This window comes from Marinomonas phycocola, from assembly GCF_047525455.1.
In the GTDB taxonomy this organism is placed as follows: domain Bacteria; phylum Pseudomonadota; class Gammaproteobacteria; order Pseudomonadales; family Marinomonadaceae; genus Marinomonas.
The window spans coordinates 40,144-59,188 of the sequence record NZ_JBLIXL010000008.1 but is presented as its reverse complement, the minus strand read 5'-3'; the positions used below and the strand labels follow the sequence as shown (position 1 = coordinate 59,188).

15 protein-coding genes are annotated in these 19,045 nt (G+C 39.5%); 12 read left to right on the top strand and 3 right to left on the bottom strand.

Annotated features, from left to right (window positions below; translation table 11 throughout):
• Positions 1 to 81 precede the first annotated feature (81 nt).
• Complete coding sequence (locus tag ACMUMJ_RS08020; RefSeq protein ID WP_414678299.1) at positions 82 to 999, bottom strand: TraB/GumN family protein; 918 nt, start codon at positions 997 to 999, stop codon at positions 82 to 84.
• Between the two features lie 200 nt (positions 1,000 to 1,199).
• On the opposite strand from ACMUMJ_RS08020, the gene ACMUMJ_RS08015 reads away from it, so the two are divergent.
• The 7 genes from ACMUMJ_RS08015 (at position 1,200) to acpS (ending at position 7,614) form a co-directional block, all read left to right on the top strand.
• Positions 1,200 to 1,838: a riboflavin synthase subunit alpha gene (locus ACMUMJ_RS08015; protein ID WP_414678298.1), complete on the top strand. Its 639-nt coding sequence runs from the start codon at positions 1,200 to 1,202 to the stop codon at positions 1,836 to 1,838.
• 267 nt (positions 1,839 to 2,105) lie between these two features.
• Complete coding sequence (lepA, locus tag ACMUMJ_RS08010) at positions 2,106 to 3,911, top strand: translation elongation factor 4 (RefSeq protein WP_414678297.1); 1,806 nt, start codon at positions 2,106 to 2,108, stop codon at positions 3,909 to 3,911.
• Between the two features lie 73 nt (positions 3,912 to 3,984).
• Positions 3,985 to 4,809, top strand: a complete 825-nt coding sequence (gene lepB, locus ACMUMJ_RS08005) for a signal peptidase I (protein WP_414678296.1) — start codon at positions 3,985 to 3,987, stop codon at positions 4,807 to 4,809.
• A gap of 15 nt (positions 4,810 to 4,824) precedes the next feature.
• Positions 4,825 to 5,511: a ribonuclease III gene (gene rnc, locus ACMUMJ_RS08000; protein ID WP_414678295.1), complete on the top strand. Its 687-nt coding sequence runs from the start codon at positions 4,825 to 4,827 to the stop codon at positions 5,509 to 5,511.
• 55 nt (positions 5,512 to 5,566) lie between these two features.
• A complete protein-coding gene (gene era / locus ACMUMJ_RS07995; protein WP_414678387.1) occupies positions 5,567 to 6,475 on the top strand; it encodes a GTPase Era in 909 nt (302 codons plus the stop codon).
• A gap of 9 nt (positions 6,476 to 6,484) precedes the next feature.
• Positions 6,485 to 7,234, top strand: a complete 750-nt coding sequence (gene recO / locus ACMUMJ_RS07990; protein WP_414678294.1) for a DNA repair protein RecO — start codon at positions 6,485 to 6,487, stop codon at positions 7,232 to 7,234.
• Positions 7,231 to 7,614 carry a holo-ACP synthase gene (acpS, locus tag ACMUMJ_RS07985; RefSeq protein WP_414678293.1) on the top strand — a complete coding sequence of 128 codons (384 nt, stop codon included), beginning with the start codon at positions 7,231 to 7,233 and terminating at the stop codon, positions 7,612 to 7,614. Before recO ends, acpS begins: the two co-directional genes overlap by 4 nt.
• On the opposite strand, the gene ACMUMJ_RS07980 is transcribed toward acpS, so the two are convergent.
• Together ACMUMJ_RS07980 and ACMUMJ_RS07975 are read right to left on the bottom strand one after the other, a co-directional pair.
• Positions 7,562 to 10,351, bottom strand: a complete 2,790-nt coding sequence (locus tag ACMUMJ_RS07980; protein ID WP_414678292.1) for a response regulator — start codon at positions 10,349 to 10,351, stop codon at positions 7,562 to 7,564. The genes acpS and ACMUMJ_RS07980 overlap by 53 nt on opposite strands.
• A gap of 13 nt (positions 10,352 to 10,364) precedes the next feature.
• Positions 10,365 to 10,589 (bottom strand): hypothetical protein, encoded by a 225-nt coding sequence (locus tag ACMUMJ_RS07975; protein WP_414678291.1) that lies wholly within the window; start codon positions 10,587 to 10,589, stop codon positions 10,365 to 10,367.
• A gap of 139 nt (positions 10,590 to 10,728) precedes the next feature.
• Here ACMUMJ_RS07975 and cysM point away from each other — a divergent pair, with 139 nt between their 5' ends.
• The 5 genes from cysM (at position 10,729) to ppc (ending at position 18,895) form a co-directional block, all read left to right on the top strand.
• Entirely contained in the window at positions 10,729 to 11,622 is an 894-nt protein-coding gene (cysM, locus tag ACMUMJ_RS07970) for a cysteine synthase CysM (RefSeq protein WP_527195817.1), read from the top strand.
• 92 nt (positions 11,623 to 11,714) lie between these two features.
• Positions 11,715 to 13,043, top strand: a complete 1,329-nt coding sequence (gene rlmD / locus ACMUMJ_RS07965; RefSeq protein WP_414678290.1) for a 23S rRNA (uracil(1939)-C(5))-methyltransferase RlmD — start codon at positions 11,715 to 11,717, stop codon at positions 13,041 to 13,043.
• 4 nt (positions 13,044 to 13,047) lie between these two features.
• A complete protein-coding gene (gene relA, locus ACMUMJ_RS07960; RefSeq protein ID WP_414678289.1) occupies positions 13,048 to 15,294 on the top strand; it encodes a GTP diphosphokinase in 2,247 nt (748 codons plus the stop codon).
• Positions 15,291 to 16,112, top strand: a complete 822-nt coding sequence (mazG, locus tag ACMUMJ_RS07955) for a nucleoside triphosphate pyrophosphohydrolase (RefSeq protein WP_414678288.1) — start codon at positions 15,291 to 15,293, stop codon at positions 16,110 to 16,112. Before relA ends, mazG begins: the two co-directional genes overlap by 4 nt.
• 125 nt (positions 16,113 to 16,237) lie before the next feature.
• Complete coding sequence (gene ppc / locus ACMUMJ_RS07950) at positions 16,238 to 18,895, top strand: phosphoenolpyruvate carboxylase (RefSeq protein WP_414678287.1); 2,658 nt, start codon at positions 16,238 to 16,240, stop codon at positions 18,893 to 18,895.
• Positions 18,896 to 19,045 lie beyond the last annotated feature (150 nt).

Sequence of the window (19,045 nt, the reverse complement as noted above, 5' to 3'; positions counted from 1 at the left end):
ACTTACATATTTTTCGTAAACTGCAAAAGCCATAAATACCAATGTGTTTATGGCTTTTTTTATAGATCTATAAAAAGTAACCTAGTTGATAGGGGTGAACATGGGCTGGACAAAGTAACCTTTGTTTTTCAGGTGAGTTTGTATGCTATTAGGGCCGGAAAAGTGTAATGCTCCGACAATAACAAAGTAACTGTTTCTATTGCTGATCGGTTGATTGAGATACAACGTAATGACATCAGACATTGTTTTATTTCTCTTATCGAGTAAGTTATTCATCATTGGCGCTAGTTTTGGGTGACTGATTACGTCTTGATATACAAAATCATACAGCCCCTGAGGATCGGCAGACCGCCAAAAATGAATCATTTTGTTTAAGTATTCTTTATCCTCTAACTGCTCTAATGATACTTCTAACGCCTCTAATTGAGATTCAAATGGACTGTGTGCGATTGCGCTAATTTGCTGTTCTAGAGTTTCTAATTCAAGAATGGGCTTATTGTCTTTTTTAGCTAACTGTAAAAAATATTGATCTACACCAAGTTCTGCTTTAAGAGATGTTTGTTTTAATTGATAGCCCGTTAACTGTTCGATAACCATCCACGGCCGCATTTGTATTAAACGTGTGTACTCTGTTTGGTTTTTTATACTGAAGGTTTTCAATGACGTTAGCGCATCTTTGGATAAATGACTTTCCAAAGATTGATTGCGTGGTAACCACATTTTTGATTGAACGAGTGCTTGTGAGTAGATAGGGTTGAGGGCATTAACATTGAGTTCGACGACTAGGTTTTGTGAGTTATTATAGGCATCTATATATGCTTGTGATAATGGGTAATGGCTTTCATTTAATGCATGAATTGATCCTGCTAAATACACGGTTATGTGACGATTTTGCACTTTCCATAAAAAGGCTTGATCGTTCTCTTTTGTATGTCCTAATGTCGATAAAATTAGGAAAAACATGCTTATAAACTTAAAATGATTGATAATGGGTTTCATAAGTTTTTTGTCCTGATTATTGAGAGAGGTTATCCCCTCAAGTTGTGGATAACCCTATTGGAGACCGTGTGATAACTGCCTAAAGGACGCGTATTACCTGAGCTTCAATTAAGATGTTTAATTCTTCTCCAATCGTTCGAAATAATTAGAGAGCTCACTGTTTTCCATTCTAGAATCGTTTAAGTTTATGAGGAGTCATTATGTTTACGGGTATTGTTCAGGGTATGGCGCATGTGCTTGAGTGTCAAACATTAGGTCGTAATAAACGATTAAAAATTCAGTTTCCTGATGCATCTATGCAAGGACAGCAATTAGGTGCCAGTGTTGCTATAAATGGAGTGTGTCTGACGGTTGTGGAAATCGAACGAGATGCTGTGAGTTTTGATGTCATTGATACAACATTGCTGTTAACAAATATTGGGTCATTAACAAATGGTTCTATTGTTAATTACGAACGTGCTGCGCGTATGGGAGATGAGGTTGGTGGACATGTGATGTCGGGTCATATTATGACGTGTGTCGATGTGTGTGATATTCAGCAACAAGGAGAAAGCTTTCACATACGTTTTTCTGTAGATGTAAGTGGGCTTACGAATGTGGATGCTCGAAGGTATTTGTTTGATAAAGGCTATGTTGGCTTAAATGGTGCGAGTTTGACTATTTGTGATATCGGTGATGACTGGATCGAAGTATCATTGATTCCTGAAACACTAAAAGCAACAACGTTTGGTCGGCTTCGTTTAGGTGATAAAGTAAATTTAGAAATTGACAGCCATACTCAGGCCACGGTTGATACAGTCGAAAGGGTGTTGAAGCAACGAGCGGTCATCTTGTCTTAATTAGACTTTATACATGTTGAATGCAAGTAGATTGATCATGGTGCCTATAATCGTTGAAAAGAGCATATAAATAGCGAATTATTTGCTCTTTGCTTGCATTTATAGTGTGAATAAAAATGGAGTCCTTACTGCATTTTCTGTAGAATGCACGTCAAAATTTCATCCTGAGAACCTGTGAGTAAATTCCTTAATTTAGTTAAGTGAATAGATAGTGGATTTATCAACAGGTGCTTGAAAATAACGATTTTTATCTATTGTGAGTAAGAAGTGTCGGAAAATAATTTAAAGCACATACGCAATTTTTCAATTATTGCCCATATTGACCATGGAAAATCGACATTAGCTGATCGATTTATTCAACATTGTGAAGGGTTAACAGCGCGTGAAATGAATAACCAAGTGCTTGATTCAATGGACATTGAGCGAGAACGTGGTATCACGATAAAAGCACAAAGTGTTACTTTGAATTATACCGCGAAAGATGGCGAAACCTACTTGTTGAACTTTATTGATACGCCTGGACATGTGGATTTTTCTTACGAAGTCTCTCGTTCCCTTGCTGCATGTGAAGGCGCTTTGTTGGTTGTCGATGCCGCACAAGGTGTTGAAGCTCAATCGGTAGCAAACTGTTATACCGCGCTTGAGCAAGGTCTAGAGGTTATGCCCGTATTAAATAAAATCGATTTACCACAAGCTGAACCAGAGCGTGTGTCAAAAGAAATTGAAGACATTATTGGTATTGATGCGGAAGATGCGGTTACCTGTTCTGCAAAAACAGGCTTAGGTGTTGAAGACGTCTTAGAGCGTATGGTGAAAGAAATTCCACCGCCAGAAGGGGATATTGAAGCGCCTCTACAAGCATTGATCATTGACTCTTGGTTTGATAACTATTTAGGTGTGGTTTCTCTTGTTCGTATTACACAAGGGACATTACGTAAAAAAGATAAAATCTTCATCAAGTCTACCAAGCAAGCCCATCCTGTTGATATGGTTGGCATCTTTACTCCAAAGCGCACCGAAACTGGTGTCTTGCGTGCGGGAGAGGTAGGTTATGTTGTTGCTGGTATTAAAGATATTCATGGTGCACCTGTGGGTGATACGATCACGCATCTATCAACAAAAGATGTTGATCAGCTTGAAGGTTTTAAGAAGGTTAAGCCTCAGGTATATGCTGGATTATTTCCGGTGAGTTCTGATGATTATGAGGATTTCCGAGATGCTTTGAGCAAACTTACGCTTAACGATGCATCTTTATTTTTTGAACCTGAAAGCTCGGATGCCTTAGGCTTTGGCTTCCGTTGTGGCTTCCTTGGCATGTTGCACATGGAAATCATCCAAGAGCGTTTAGAGCGTGAATATGGCATGGACCTTATTACTACGGCTCCAACTGTGGTGTATGAAGTTGAATTGATGGATGGTTCTATTATCAATGTAGATAGCCCTTCAAAAATGCCTGATCCTGGTCGAATTCGTGAAATGCGTGAACCTCTTGTTGTTGCGAATATCCTTGTCCCTCAAGAATACCTTGGCAATGTCATTACTCTGTGTGTTGAAAAACGTGGCATTCAGCAAGATATGCAATTCATCGGTAATCAAGTATCTATCCGTTATGAATTGCCTATGAATGAAGTTGTATTAGACTTTTTTGATAAGCTGAAATCATGCAGTCGTGGCTTTGCATCATTGGATTACAGTTTCAGCCGTTTTGAAGCTGCACCGCTAGTGCGTTTGGATATTTTGATTAATGGTGAAAGAGTCGATGCTCTTGCTTTGATAATGCATAAGGACAATGTGTTGTATAAAGGCCGTCTGCTGTGCGAAAAAATGAAAGAGGTGATTCCTCGACAAATGTTTGATGTCGCGATTCAAGCGGCAATGGGTGCGAAAGTGATTGCTCGTACAACAGTGAAAGCATTACGGAAAAATGTTATCGCCAAGTGTTATGGCGGTGATGTAAGCCGTAAGAAAAAGCTTTTGCAGAAGCAAAAAGAAGGTAAAAAACGTATGAAGCAGGTGGGTAATGTTGAAGTTCCTCAGTCTGCTTTTCTTGCGATTCTGAAAGTAGATAGCTAAAGCCTAAATACGATACCCTTTTAACCCTTTGAGTACCTATTATGGGTGTCTTTTGGAGATTTTTGGAGAAAAAATGAACCTTGATTTTGAGTTGATTCTCGCTATTGCTTTTTTTGTCACTGGTGCTGTTTGGGTTTACGACAGGGTGGTGTTTTTACCTAAGCGTAAGCAGTTGTTGAGTGATTTAACACCAGAAGCATGCAGCGCTTTGCCACAGACAGTTAAAGACGGTTTTGGTGATACACCAAAATGGGTGGTCGAGGTGAAATCCTACTTTGTTATTATTGCTGTAATTTTTGGCTTCAGGTCTTTTATTGTTGAACCATTTCAAATTCCATCAAGTTCCATGTTGCCAACTCTTGAGGTTGGTGATTTTATTTTGGTTAATAAATTTGATTATGGTGTGCGTTTACCTGTTTTAAATACGGTGCTTATTCCGACCTCAGAGCCTGAACGTGGTGATGCTATTGTATTTAAATACCCTCAGCAGCCCAATTTAAGCTATATTAAGCGTTTAATTGGTCTGCCAGGAGACGTGGTGAGTTACCGCAATAAGCGTTTGATGATAAACGGAAAGCCTGTTGATGAAACGTTACTTGCGGAGCTGAGCGTTTCTTTGAATCCGAGTAAAGAGCCTGTAAGTGTGCATGAAGTGAAAATGGGCGGAGCAAGTTATCAGGTTTATAAAAGTTATCAAAATAACCCATTGGAAGGGGATTGGATCGTCCCTAAAGGTCAATATTTTGTGATGGGCGACAATAGAGACAACAGTTCCGATAGTCGAGTGTGGGGTTTTGTTCCTGAAGAAAACTTAAAGGGACGTGCATTTTTTGTTTGGTTACACTGGAATGATTTCTTCAGTCTGCCTAATTTTAAAAATAATGGTTTGATTGAATAAAAAATTGGAGATATTTTGAGTGCACTGTATTTAAAACTTTGTCAGAAAATTGGGTATTTTTTTGCTGACTTAGGTTTGCTGGAACTGGCGTTAACCCATCGAAGTTATGGTGGTAAAAATAATGAGCGCCTTGAGTTTTTAGGTGATTCAATTTTGAATTACGTTATTGCGGAGGATTTGTTTCACCGATTTCCTAAAGCGAAAGAAGGTGAATTGAGCCGTTTACGGGCGTCTTTGGTTAAGGGTGATACGTTGGCTGAATTAGCAAGAGAATTTAAGCTTGGCGAGTATCTGAAGTTGGGTGCGGGAGAGCTTAAAAGTGGAGGGTTTCGAAGAGACTCGATACTGGCTGATGCTGTAGAAGGTATTATTGGTGGCATGTATTTGGACGCTGGGATGGATGTCTGTCGTGAGCACATTCTTAATTGGTATAAAGAACGTTTAGATGCAACGTCTTTGAAGGTGGTTACTAAAGATTCAAAAACACGCTTGCAAGAATACTTACAAGCAAAAAAGCATGCCTTACCACAATACGATGTTGTACAAATTGTAGGTGAGCCTCATGATCAAACGTTCTTTGTTCATTGTAGGATTGAAATTCTTCCTGAAGCAATTGAAGGAAAAGGCAACAGCCGACGTATTGCAGAACAAAAAGCGGCCACGAAAGCCTTAAATATTTTGGAGCAAGTTAAGAGTGAATGATTCAAAACAAGACAATTCTGCTGATGACTTTGATCTTGAGGCTTCATTAGCTGATTTGCGCTCAGATGAGTCGGCAGACATAACGCATTGCGGTTATGTCGCGATCGTAGGTAGGCCAAATGTCGGTAAATCTACTTTAATGAATCATATATTGGGTCAGAAACTGAGTATTACTTCTCGTAAACCTCAGACTACGCGGCAGCAGATCTTAGGAGTAAAAACCGAAGGTCATGTGCAGGCTATTTATGTCGATACTCCTGGGTTGCATTTAGGTTCTACAAAAGCGATGAACCGTTTTATGAACAAAACGGCTTCTGATGCAATGGTGGATGTGGATGCCGTTTTATTTTTAATTGATGCTGAGCGTTGGACAGATGAAGATCAATCGGTTTTAGAAAAAGTTAAGCATGTACGTTGTCCAGTTTTTTTGATCGTTAATAAGGTTGATAAAATGGATGAAAAAGATGCTTTGCTGCCAAAACTCTCTCGCTATGCTGATATGATGGATTTTGCTCAAATTGTTCCGATCTCTGCGCTGAAGGGTAAAAACCTTGATCGTCTTGAGCGATTGGTTGAAGGTGTTTTACCAGAAGGTAATCAATTTTATCCTGAAGACCAGATTACTGACAGAAGCTCTCGCTTTTTGGCGTCTGAAATTGTACGAGAGAAAATTACTCGTCAATTAGGGCAAGAGGTTCCTTATGAAGTCGCCGTTCAAATCGAAGAGTTTGCATATGAGGGTGAAACACTTCATATCAGTGCGCTTATTTTGGTTGAACGCAATGGGCAAAAGCGCATTATTATTGGTGATCGAGGGGAGAAAATTAAGTTGATTGGGAAAGAGGCTCGTATTGATATGGAAAACATGTTTGAGTCTAAAGTGATGCTTAATTTATGGATTAAAATTCGATCCGGCTGGTCAGATGATGAACGTGCTCTAGCAAGTTTAGGGTATCAGGAATAGTTCTAGAGAATGCGAGTTATCGCGTATGTTATTCACACCCGTCCTTTTCAGGAGAATAAAGTTCTATTGGATTTATTCTCATTCGAGTTTGGTTTGCTTCGTGGTGTTTATCGCTTATCTAAAAAGGGGGGTCGGGTTATGCCGAGCCCCTTTGTTCGTTATGAAGTTGAGTTAAAAGGGCAATCAGAACTCAAAACGATTTTAGCAATCGAGTCGTTTCAATCTCCAATACGTCTTGATGGGGTTCAGCTCTATGCTGGTTTATATGTTCATGAGCTACTGAGTCGGCTTGTTACTAGCTCAGTACCGGTTCCTGATTTATTCATACTGTATGAATGGCTGCTCCAAAGTGTTCACTTAGGCGCACCAATAGCACCTCTACTGCGTCGCTTTGAAGTTGGGTTGTTTCAAGAGCTTGGTATGGCAATAAACATGTCATATACAGGATCAGGTGAGGAACTACAGACATCACAGCTGTATTCGTTTGATTTTAAATTTGGTTTAAGACCTTTTCTAGGAAACAAGCCAAAACAACTCCCTGTTATGTTTATTGATGGTTTGCTGGCAAAAAAATACATGTCTGGTGAGTGGGCTGATAAAGATGTGTTGGTCATGTCAAAAGAGTTGCATCGCAATTGGCTAGATTATCTATTGAGTGGCAAAGCGGTAGAGGCTCGACGCTTACTTCCAAATCAAGTGTACGGTGGAGAAAGGCTTTACGGTATTCCTAAATTTTCTATTAAAGAGGTGATCGAATGATAGTAGGTATCGGGACGGATTTAGTTGAAATAGAAAGGGTTAAATTAACAATTGAGCGCCTTGGAGATCGTTTTTTGAAAAGAGTGTTGACAGAAAATGAAATAGAGCACTATGCGCGCATTCGTCACATTGAAAAGTCTTGTGCTTTTGTTGCAAAGCGTTTTGCGGCTAAGGAAGCGGCATCTAAAGCGATAGGCACTGGAATCGGCCGAGGAATCAGCTTTCAGCATTTTGAGGTAGTGAATTTAGAAAGTGGGCAGCCGACATTAAAGGTTGATTCTGTTGTCCAGGCTCGATTGCCTGATGGTACTACGTGGCACTTAAGTCTCACTGATGAGAAGAGCTATGCTCAAGCGTTTGTAATTGTTGAGGCCATTTAATATATACTTTGGCATCTAATAAGTTGTCAATGGCATGGATGAAGTCGGTTAATACGTCTTCAACGTCCTCCAGTCCTAACTCTTTTAAGTGTGTTTCAGTGTAATTAGCGTGCTTTGTAAGCTCTGGCGTTCCACAATATTTTGAAGCACCATGAATACGGTGAACGGTGTGAATGAGCTTCTGCAATTCCCGTTCATTGAAGTGATGCTGTACTAGCTTTTTTTCGGATTCTAAAGAGTCAATAAGCATCGTAAACATTTCATATGCAATTTCCACTTTGTTGTTCACAATAGAGAGTGATAAGTCCAAGTCGAAAATCTGATGGAAATCAAAAGGTACGTCTTCTTTTTTTGTGCCTTTACACCAATGATGAATGGTATCCAATAAGGTGCTTTCACTCACTGGTTTTGTTAAATAGGTGTTCATTCCTGCTTCTATAATTTGATGTTTTTCAGAATTGAGGGCGTGCGCAGTGAGGGCGATAATCGGCGTTTCTTTGTATTGGGCTCTTCGTCTTAATTCTTTGGTTGTTTCCATGCCATCAAGTCCTGGCATCTGGATGTCCATTAAGATGAGGTCGAAAGAATTCTTTGCTGACATTTCAAGAGCTTGCTGGCCACTGTAGGCAAGGATAACGTCTAAGCCATTTGGTTTTAGCCAGTGTTCCACCAATTGAAGGTTTGTTGAATTGTCATCAACGGCGAGTATTTTTAAACCTTGCAGGGTTCGTTTTTGAGAAGAAATAGGTTGATCAGCACAGGACAGTTGACTTAGCGCTTGATGAAGTCGCTTGTAACTGATGGGTTTTAAAAGAATGTCGCTAGCCAAGTTTTGTAGTTCTGGCAGTTGGGGGATTTTACTTGGCGGTTGAGCCATTAAAATACAAGGAATGCTATAGGTGTTACGTACAAAATACGTTAATTCATAAGCGTCAGATAATTCATTTATCTCTTGATCTGTGCTCAGCAAGAGCGCGTCAAACTTATCATGGTCTAATGAGGTCTTGAGTCGGGTAATAATTTGCTCAATTGAGGAGCAATAAACACACTCGACACCGATTTCAGATAAAGCGGCTTCTATATATTGTCTGTATGTATCAATGGGTTCAAATAAAATAATGCGTTTTTTGAGTTTGATTAGAGGCGATACTTCCTTTTGAGATAAGTGAAGATTGATTGAAAACCTAAAGTTTGAACCGTTTCCAAGCTCACTGGTGACTGAGATTTTGCCTTTCATTTGTTCCACAAGTTTTTTTGTTATGACCAGCCCTAGACCTGTGCCTCCAAACTGGCGCGTTGTGCTTGTGTCTGCTTGGGAGAATGGTTTGAAAAGCCGGTTTAGTTTATTCTCAGCGATGCCCATACCGCTGTCAATGATTTGAAAAACAAGTGTCATTTTGTTTTTTTCGAGAGCTGAAAGGGTGACTTTTGCTTGTACAAAACCGTTTTCAGTAAACTTGATAGCGTTGCCTATTAGATTGGTTAATATTTGTCTGATGCGTATAGGATCTCCTACAATCCATTCTGGTACGTTATTATTTATGTCTGGAATTAAGGCTATTTGTTTACGGCCTGCAAGCAGGTTTGCACTTAAAATCTGAAAAACGTCGTCTATTAAGTCTCTGATGTTTATGTCGGTCTGTTCTAAATTAAGTTTTCCTGCTTCAATTTTTGAAAAATCTAAAATGTCACCGATAATAGCTAATAGATTATTAGTAGATTGTTCTATTGTATTAACATAAGTACGTTGTTGATTGTCTAGAGTGTCTTTTTGGAGAATTTTGGTGTAGCCCAATATCGCGTTTAATGGTGTTCGAACCTCGTGACTAATATTGGCTAAAAATTGCGATTTTAGGCGATTGGATTCGGTTGCTTCTTTGTTGGCGATATGAAGTTGAGCACTTTTTTCTTCGATACTGTCCATGTTTCTTCTAATATCTTCAGTAGCTTGCTCAATGCTTAGTTGTATTTCTTCTCGATAGTTTTCCAGTTTTTCAGTGATGTTTATGATGTTGGTGCTGATTTTATTGAATGATGGAGGGACTTCTAATGACTTAGCTTGAAGGAAATTACCTACTGAAAGTTGTTGGATTGTATTTTCAATTTTATAAAATGGGGTGAGAAAATGTTGAATCAGTTTGAGGAGTAGTATGGTGTAAAGAACGTTAAAAATTAGAATGATAATAAGCAAAACCGAGACTATCTGCTGTTTTTTTAGTTTGTTCTTATGTTTGCTGGCTTTAATTTTTACCCATCCAGAGATCTGCTCTTGATTTGTAGGGGTAATATAATCCGTCATACTATTTGTAGAGGATATGAACTCAATGCTGTTTGAATAAATAGGTTGAATGATGATGAGTTGCTCATTCGTTTCAAGAAATTGAGTGTTTTTGGAGAATAGCTCGGTCTGTTGTGGTGCTGTTTTGCTTCCAAGTTCTGCGATAATTCTTTGTTTTGTATCGTAGACGTGAATAGAGGTTGTAATGGGTCTTTCTAAGACAGTTTTCATCAATCTAGATAGGACATCCTTGTCTGAAAATACAATAGCGTATTCACTGGTTGCTGAAAATGAGATACTAATTTGTTCGAGTTGGTCGCTGAGCAAGCTGTCTAAATCACTAAATCTTTGCTCAATATAAACAACAGCAAAGACTATAGATATTAGTGCTACAGGAAAAAATGCAGTAAAAAAAGCCCTTGTTTGATGAGAAGCAGAGCGCTTACTAAATGTATTCATCTTTCCTTTGTGCTTAATAGCATACTAAGTTACCTTTGCCTTTTCTACGATCGCATTCTCTTTCATAATTATCGCAAGCAAGTGCTTTTGTACGAGAGGGATTGCTAATTGATGTGCATTCCCTCCACTTAGAGCGTAGATCGGAGTTTGGAATTTGTTCTGAAGGATTGCTGAATATATCACATGCCGTCAGCCCAACAGCAAGAATTAAAATGCCTGTTACGTTGATGAATTTCATAAAAATTCCCTTGATTTAAGTTTATCAACTAAGTTTATAACAGATTTGTATTGTATTAATTATTGTAAGTGCTTTCTAATAGCAGTTAACAACTACGTTAAGTTTCAATCCATTATCATAAATTGTCAATGAAGTTATTATGAATCAATATCCTACTATCGAATCTTTAATTGGTTATACCCCATTAATTCGCCTGCAAAGGCTTAATGAAAACACAAGTAATACTATTCTATTAAAGCTCGAAGGGCAAAACCCAGCAGGATCAGTGAAAGATCGCCCTGCACTTAATATGATAGTACAAGCTGAACTAAGAGGAGAAATTTCTCCTGGTGATAGCTTGATAGAAGCAACGAGCGGTAACACTGGCATTGCTTTAGCCATGGCGGCGGCGATTAAAGGTTACAAAATGCACCTCATTATGCCTGATAACATGAGTCAAGAAAGAAAATCTGCGATGTCTGCTTACGGAGCCATTTTACATTTAGTTTCTAAAGACGAAGGGATGGAAGGTGCTCGTGATTTAGCGTTAAAAATGCAAGATGACGGTATTGGGCGTGTGTTGAATCAGTTTGCCAATGAAGATAACCCGAATGCTCATTACGTATCCACTGGGCCTGAGATTTGGGAACAAACTAAAGGGGAAATAACGCATTTTGTTAGTTCAATGGGGACGACAGGAACGATAATGGGAGTCTCCCATTATTTAAAAGAAAAGAATGCAGACATTGAAATTGTGGGGCTTCAACCGCAAGAAGGGTCGAGCATTCCAGGAATTCGTCGCTGGCCAAAAGAATACATGCCAACCATTTTTGATGCGTCCAGAGTGGACCGAGTAATGGATGTTGCTCAAACTGATGCGGAAGTTATTATGCGTCGTTTGGCTACCGAAGAAGGGATTTTTTGCGGCGTCTCTTCTGGTGGATCTGTGTCTGCGGCATTGAAATTATCTGAAACAATAAATAACGCAACGATTGTCGTTATTATTTGCGATAGAGGAGATCGCTATCTTTCGACAGGCGTATTTGAAGGGTAATGTAGAACAGTTTGTCTGGTTCTCTATGTGTCTAAGATTAGATAAGTTAAAATGCATTTTTTGATTATCAAATATAACACTGAGAGAGCCAATTGAAACGCAAACAAAACCGCCGTTCTACAGCAAAAATGGATCTATCTAGTCCCATTGAAGAGTATGTTATCGGTGGGCTAACTCACGATGCAAAAGGCGTCGCTCGTGTCAATGGCAAAGTCGTCTTTATCGAAGGCGCTTTACCAACAGAAGTTGTTTCTGCTCAGATTGTGAAATCTGGTAGGCGATTTGATGAGGCGAAATTGGTGTCCGTATTAACTGTCTCGGATGATAGAGTCACTCCAGAGTGTTCTCACTTTGGTCAGTGTGGTGGCTGTAGTTTCCAGCATTTATCTTATCAACAACAAGTTGTAGCGAAACACTCTTGGCTTAGTAATCAATTAAGACGCATTTACACTCAAGATGATATTTCAATTCTAAGTGGTAATGAGTTTGGTTATCGTAGGCGTGCTCGTTTGTCTGTAAAGGCAAAGGGCAGTTCTATTGAACTGGGGTTTCGTAAGTCCTCCTCCTCTGCGATTGTAGATATTAAACAATGCCCTGTACTGACGAACTCTTTAGAATGTTTAATCGCGCCTCTGAATCAGTTTGTTAAATCGTGCTCTGACGCTTCAAAAATAGGCCATATTGAATTACTTGAAGATGATTTAGGTGTTAGTGTTGTCGTTCGACTAACGGGTGCAATACACCTAATGGCAAAAGAAGGCTTGCAAGAGCTGGCTGAACATCATAAGTTTTCTTTATTCTGGCAAGAATCAAATGAAGATAGATTGACACTTCATCCTCTTTGTTTAAGGCAATACCAAGTTAGTGATACGGTTATAAATTTTCATCCCCAAGACTTTATTCAAGTAAATGCTGCGATGAATCAAAAGATGGTGGATCAAGCGGTTTCTTGGATTGATCTTTCAGGTAAAGACATTGTGCTTGATCTTTTTTGTGGTGCAGGGAATTTTTCTTTTGTTTTTGCAAAAATCGCTGAAAGAGTCATTGGTGTCGAATTGTTACCAAGCATGGTTGAAAATGCACAACGTAATCAGCGTTTAAATGAATTAGATAATGTGAATTTTATTGCTGCTGATTTAACGAAAATGGAATCTGCTGCATTAATTACTGCGGATATTACAAAAATATTTTTAGATCCGCCTAGGTCTGGAGCCATGGAGTTTTTGCCTAATATAATTAAATTGGCTCCAGAGAAAATTTTGTATGTTTCTTGCAGTGTTTCCACTTTAGTAAGAGACGCAGAATTTTTAGTCGCAAATGGATATCAGGTAGAGAAAGTGTCTTTGATGGAAATGTTCCCTCAAACGGCCCATGTTGAAACGATGATGTTATTGCAAAAAAGCAAAAAGAATAAAAGGTAAAGAGATGGTTACAGTTCGTAAAGACCACCCTATTTTAGATGATGGGTCTGTCGATATTGATCTTTGGATGGATCAATTCGGAGACGATATTGATACTGGCTCCCGTATTCCATTAAGAATGGCGTGTGAAATTGCTAGACAAGCAGAACAGAAATCAGATAAACCTTCCTATTGGGGTGCTCAAGCCAGTACTTTTCAAGCAGGCTTGGAGATGGTTGAAATTTTATCTGGCTTTAGAGCTGATCAAGATTCTTTAGTTGCTGCCGCTTTATATCGAGTAGTAAGAGAGGATCAGCTACCTATTCAAAAAGTGGTTGATACTTTTGGGCGTAAAGTAGCCTCTCTTATCGAGGGTGTTATCAGGATGGGAGAAGTCTCCAAAAACCTGACGGCGGACACCGCGGTTGAAGTTCTTGGCAGTCATGAAAACCAACTTGAGTCATTAAGGAAAATGCTGGTCTCAATTATTGATGATGTGCGAGTTGTATTAATCAAATTGGCAGAACGAGCTTGTGCGATTAAAGAAGCTAAGCACCAAGATGAGGCTCGAAAGGTGGCCGTTGCACTGGAAGTGCAAAGTGTGTATGCCCCGTTAGCTCATAGGTTGGGTATTGGTCATATCAAGTGGGAGCTTGAGGATTTATCATTTCGATATTTATTCCCTGAAGATTACAAACGTATAGCAACGTTGCTTGATGAAAAAAGATTGGATAGACAATACTTTATTGATGACGTTATTGATTTATTGAAAAAGAGACTTTCTGAAATCAATATAGATGCGGATTTGATGGGGCGAGCTAAGCATATCTACAGTATTTGGCGCAAAATGAAGCGCAAAAATATTAGCTTCGATGAAGTGTATGATGTGAGGGCAGTACGAATTCTTGTTGATGAAACAATGGAGTGCTATAGCGTTTTAGGTATTGTACATAACCTATGGAAGCCCATTCCTCATGAGTTTGATGATTATGTCAGCAACCCAAAATCTAATGGTTACCAATCACTTCATACAGCCGTAGTAGGCCCTCAAGGTCGTGTGTTAGAAATTCAGATTCGTACTCATACAATGCATGAAGATGCTGAATTAGGTGTTTGTGCGCATTGGAAGTATAAAGGGACGGACTTATCCTCTAACAGTTCAAGTTATGAAGAAAAATTGGCGTGGCTACGGACTATTTTAGATTTTCATGAGGTTCAAGGTGATCATGATACTTTGGCTGAGCAAATACGTAGCGATATTGAGCAGGATCGTATTTATGTGTTTACTCCAGAAGGTCACGTCGTTGATTTACCGATGAATGCAACGCCTGTTGATTTTGCTTATCGAGTTCATACTGAGATCGGTCATCGCTGTCGAGGAGCTAAAGTGAATGGCAAAATCATTTCTTTAGTCACGAGCCTGAAAACGGGTGATAAAGTTGAAATATTGACGGCGAAAGAAGGACAGCCTAGTCGAGATTGGTTGCACCCTTCTCTTGGGTACGTTCAAACGAGCCGTGCTCGCGCAAAAATTCAAAACTGGTTTCGTAAAGAAACGAAAGAGCAAAGTATTCCAGCTGGAAAGCAGATTTTAGAGAAGCAGTTAAAGCGTTTAGGCATTAACAATTCCGATATTGATTTTGATCGAGTTGCGCAAAAATGTAACTTTACTGTGTCTGATGATGTTTTTTCGGCTCTAGGCTCAGGTGACATTCGGTTAACGCGAGTTTTGCATGTAATTGAAGACATTTACGGGTTGGATGGTAAGGAAAAAGAGCGAAGCATTCGACTTAAAAAGAGTTCTGGTAGAAGTTTTCATAACGATGTAAAAATTCAAGGTGTAGGCCGATTGTTAACCAATATGGCACGCTGTTGTTCTCCTGTTCCTGGAGATCATATTGTTGGATACATTACTCTTGGGCGTGGCGTGTCTATACATCGACAAGATTGTTTGAATGCAATACAGCATACGTTGGATGAGCCGGAAAGAATTGTAGAGGTCAGTTGGGGGGAGGAAGTTGAAAACCTTTTTCCTGTTGGTATCCAAGTGGAAGCATACGATCGAACTGGGCTATTAAGTGATATAACAAGTTTGTTAGCGAATGAAAAAACAAATTTATTATCAATGAATACACTCTCCGCTAAAGAGAGTCATTCTGCATCCATTCGTTTTACTATTGAGATTGATCAACTAAGTGCGCTCAGTCGATTACTACATAGAATTAACCAACTTCCAAATGTAATTAATGTGTTTAGGGAGAGAGACTATTGAGTTCTTCTCTTGACCAAATGCTGCATTTAATGCGCTGTTTGAGAGACCCTGAATATGGTTGTCCTTGGGATCAGCGTCAGGTCTTTTCAAGCATTGTTCCTCATACAATTGAGGAAGCTTATGAGGTTGCTGATGCTATTTCACGTGATGACATGATTAATTTGAAGGAAGAGCTTGGTGATTTACTCTTTCAAATTGTTTTTTATAGTCAATTGGCAAATGAAAAAAACGAATTTGATTTTGTAGATGTTGTAGACGGTCTAAAGCAAAAAATGCTTCGTAGGCATCCACATGTTTTTCCGGATGGGAGTCTTAATAGTTTTGGCCAAACGCCATCATCCAGCATGAATGAAGAAGAATTAAAACGACAGTGGGGAGAAATTAAAGCCAAGGAAAAAGCGTTATCTGGTAAAATTTCTCCGTTCAGTCTTCTTGATAATGTTTCTAGTGGTCTGCCGCCTGTTTTACAAGCAACGAAAATTCAAGAAAAGGTTGCATCGGTTGGTTTTGATTGGAAGGATGTTGCTCCCGTTTTTGATAAAATTCGTGAAGAGATAAATGAACTTGAAGAAGCTGTGCAAGAGTTCGATCAAGAGCAGATGGCCGCTGAGTTTGGTGATGTCCTCTTTGCTATGATTAACTTAGGTCGCCACCTTGAGCTGAATCCTGACGCGTCTTTAAACATGACAAATTTGAAGTTCCGTCGTCGTTTTGCTTTTGTTGAATCGTGTGCTCGTAGCCAAGGTAAAGGCATTGAATCGTACTCATTGGATCAACTGAATGATTTCTGGAATCAGGCAAAGCAGCAGGGGCTATAAAGAGATAAGCTTGAAAAAGGAAATTGTCTAGATGTTTATCTCTGTAAATCATCCTGATATATTTCCTCGAAGTAAAGAAAGAAATAAAGAAGCTGTAGAGTGCGCTTTATCATTAAAAGCGTGTGATGGTATTTGGATTAGGAGAGGGTAAATTGAGCGATCGTCAGGCGTCCTTACGCGAAAATGTCAGATTGTTAGGTGACTGTCTCGGTGAGACAATGAGTAATCATCTCGGTGAGGCATTTTTAGAAAAAGTTGAAAACATTCGTATCTTATCCAAAGATGGTCGTCAATCTGGTGATCCAACGGCTCTTATTGAAGCGCTGGAAGCATTAGCTGATGAGGACATTGTTCCTGTAGCAAGAGCGTTCAATCAATTTCTTAATTTATCTAATATTGCAGAACAATATCATAGAGTCCACCGACGTCGAACGAACGAAAGTTTGGGGGTTTATCAAAATCCGATTGGCGATTTATTGAAACGCTTTAAGAATAAGTCGTATACCACGCAGCAAATAATGGATTCGCTTGGAAGTCAATCTATTGATCTGGTGTTAACAGCCCACCCTACGGAAGTTGTACGTCGTTCGCTTATTCGTAAGTACGATAATATCTCTACAGAGCTTGAGTCCCTTGATAAAGATAATATTTTGCCACTTGAAGAAACGGTCCACATTAGGCGATTAAACGAAATCATCACTCAGGCATGGCACACAGATGAAATACGTGAACAACGGCCAACGCCTGTTGATGAGGCGAAATGGGGGTTTGCAGTAATAGAGCAATCTCTGTGGCATGCTGTTCCGCGTTTTTTTAGACAACTCGAAGAACAGTTTGGAAAAGTGCTTGATGTTGACTCGATTCCTCTCGATATGGCTCCTATTCGGTTTGCTACTTGGATGGGAGGAGATCGGGATGGAAACCCAAATGTTACTCATAAAGTAACGGAAGAAGTAACATTGCTCGCTCGTTGGATGGCGGCAGATTTGTATATAAAAGATTTAAATGTATTGCGCTCTGAATTTTCAATGACTCAATGTAATGAAGCATTGAGGGCAAGGGTTGGAGAAAGTACTCAACCTTATCGAGAGATATTGCGTGATTTAGAAAATAAGATGATTGCGACTCGTGCTTGGGCAAAGGCAAAATTAGATGGAGAAAAATCGTCAACTGAAAATATTTTATTAGACAATAATCAGTTGCTTGATGATTTAATGCTTTGCTATCAGTCCCTTATGGATTGTGGGATGAAGGTGATTGCAAATGGTTCTTTATTGGATCTTATCCGCTGCGCTGCGACATTCGGTGTGACGTTAGTTAAATTAGATGTAAGGCAAGATGCTTCTTGCCATATTGAAGCCTTATCTGCTATTACTCGCTTTTATGGCGTAGGAGATTATGCAGAATGGGATGAAGCATCGAGACAAGCGTTTTTATTAACGGAGTTAAATTCGAAGCGGCCTTTACTTCCATTGGAATGGTCTCCTTCAGAAAGTGTCTGCGAAGTTATTGATACCTTTAAAATGATTGCAAAGGGAAGATCAAACTCATTCGGATCGTATGTGATTTCCATGGCAAGCGCTCCTTCTGATGTACTTGCTGTGGCATTGTTGTTGAAAGAAAGTGGCGTCAGCTTCCCAATGAAAATTGTTCCTTTATTTGAAACGCTTGCTGATTTGGATAATGCCGAGCCCATTATCGAACAGCTGTTTTCGATGCCGTGGTATAAAGCCTATATTAATGGTAAGCAAGAAGTAATGATTGGTTATTCGGACTCTGCCAAAGACGCGGGACAAATTGCTGCAACATGGGGTCAGTACCGAGCGCAAGAAGCTCTAACAAAGTTATGCAAAAAACATAATGTACACCTTACTCTTTTCCATGGCCGAGGTGGTACGGTTGGCCGTGGTGGTGGACCAGCTCATGTTGCGATATTATCTCAGCCTCCAGGTTCAGTGAATGGTAGTATCCGTGTTACTGAGCAAGGTGAGATGATACGTTTCAAATTCGGTATTCCAGATATTGCAGTTCGTTCATTAGAGTTGTATTGTTCGGCCGTAATGGAAGCCAGTTTAAGTCCCGCTGAATCGCCAAAAGAAGAATGGCGGGCCATTATGGATGAGATGGCTGAAATCGGTATGAATCAGTATCGAGGCATTGTTCGTGGGCATGAAGATTTTGTTCCATATTTTAGGGCTATTACGCCGGAGCAAGAGTTGGCCAAGCTGCCATTGGGCTCCAGACCTGCACGGCGAAAAATGGATGGTGGTGTTGAAAGTTTAAGAGCCATTCCTTGGATATTTGCTTGGATGCAAATTCGTTTGATGTTGCCAGCATGGTTAGGTGCTGAAAGTGCTTTGTCTCAAGCTATTGAGTCGGGGCATTTAGAAAACTTACAGGAAATGCATAGGGAGTGGCCTTTTTTTGGTTCGTACTTAGATATGCTTGATATGGTATTAGCAAAAGCAGAACCTGAAATATCGGAATACTATGAGAAGAGACTGGTATCAGAGGAGCTTACTAGTTTAGGGTTGTTGCTTCGTAGGAAGTTGAAGCAAGTGGGTGAGTGCGTTAAAGAGTTAAAACAGCAAGATCGTTTGATTGAAGACAACAAAACGATTCGACAATCAATTGATGTGCGTAATCCTTATATTGACCCCTTGCATTATTTGCAAGCGGAATTACTCTATCGAAGCCGTAGATCCCCAGAAAATAAAGCGGTGAATAAGGCGCTAATGATTACGATGGCTGGAATCGCTAGCGGAATGCAAAACACAGGATAACGTATTCTAGTTATCTTAACTGTACAAAAAACGTATTTAGTCCGTCGGAAATGATGAATATTTCCTTATAGATTTGCATATTTAATGGTTGCATGGGTATCCTACGCGACCATTATTTTTGTTATGAATTAATTTTTCTATTACAAGGCA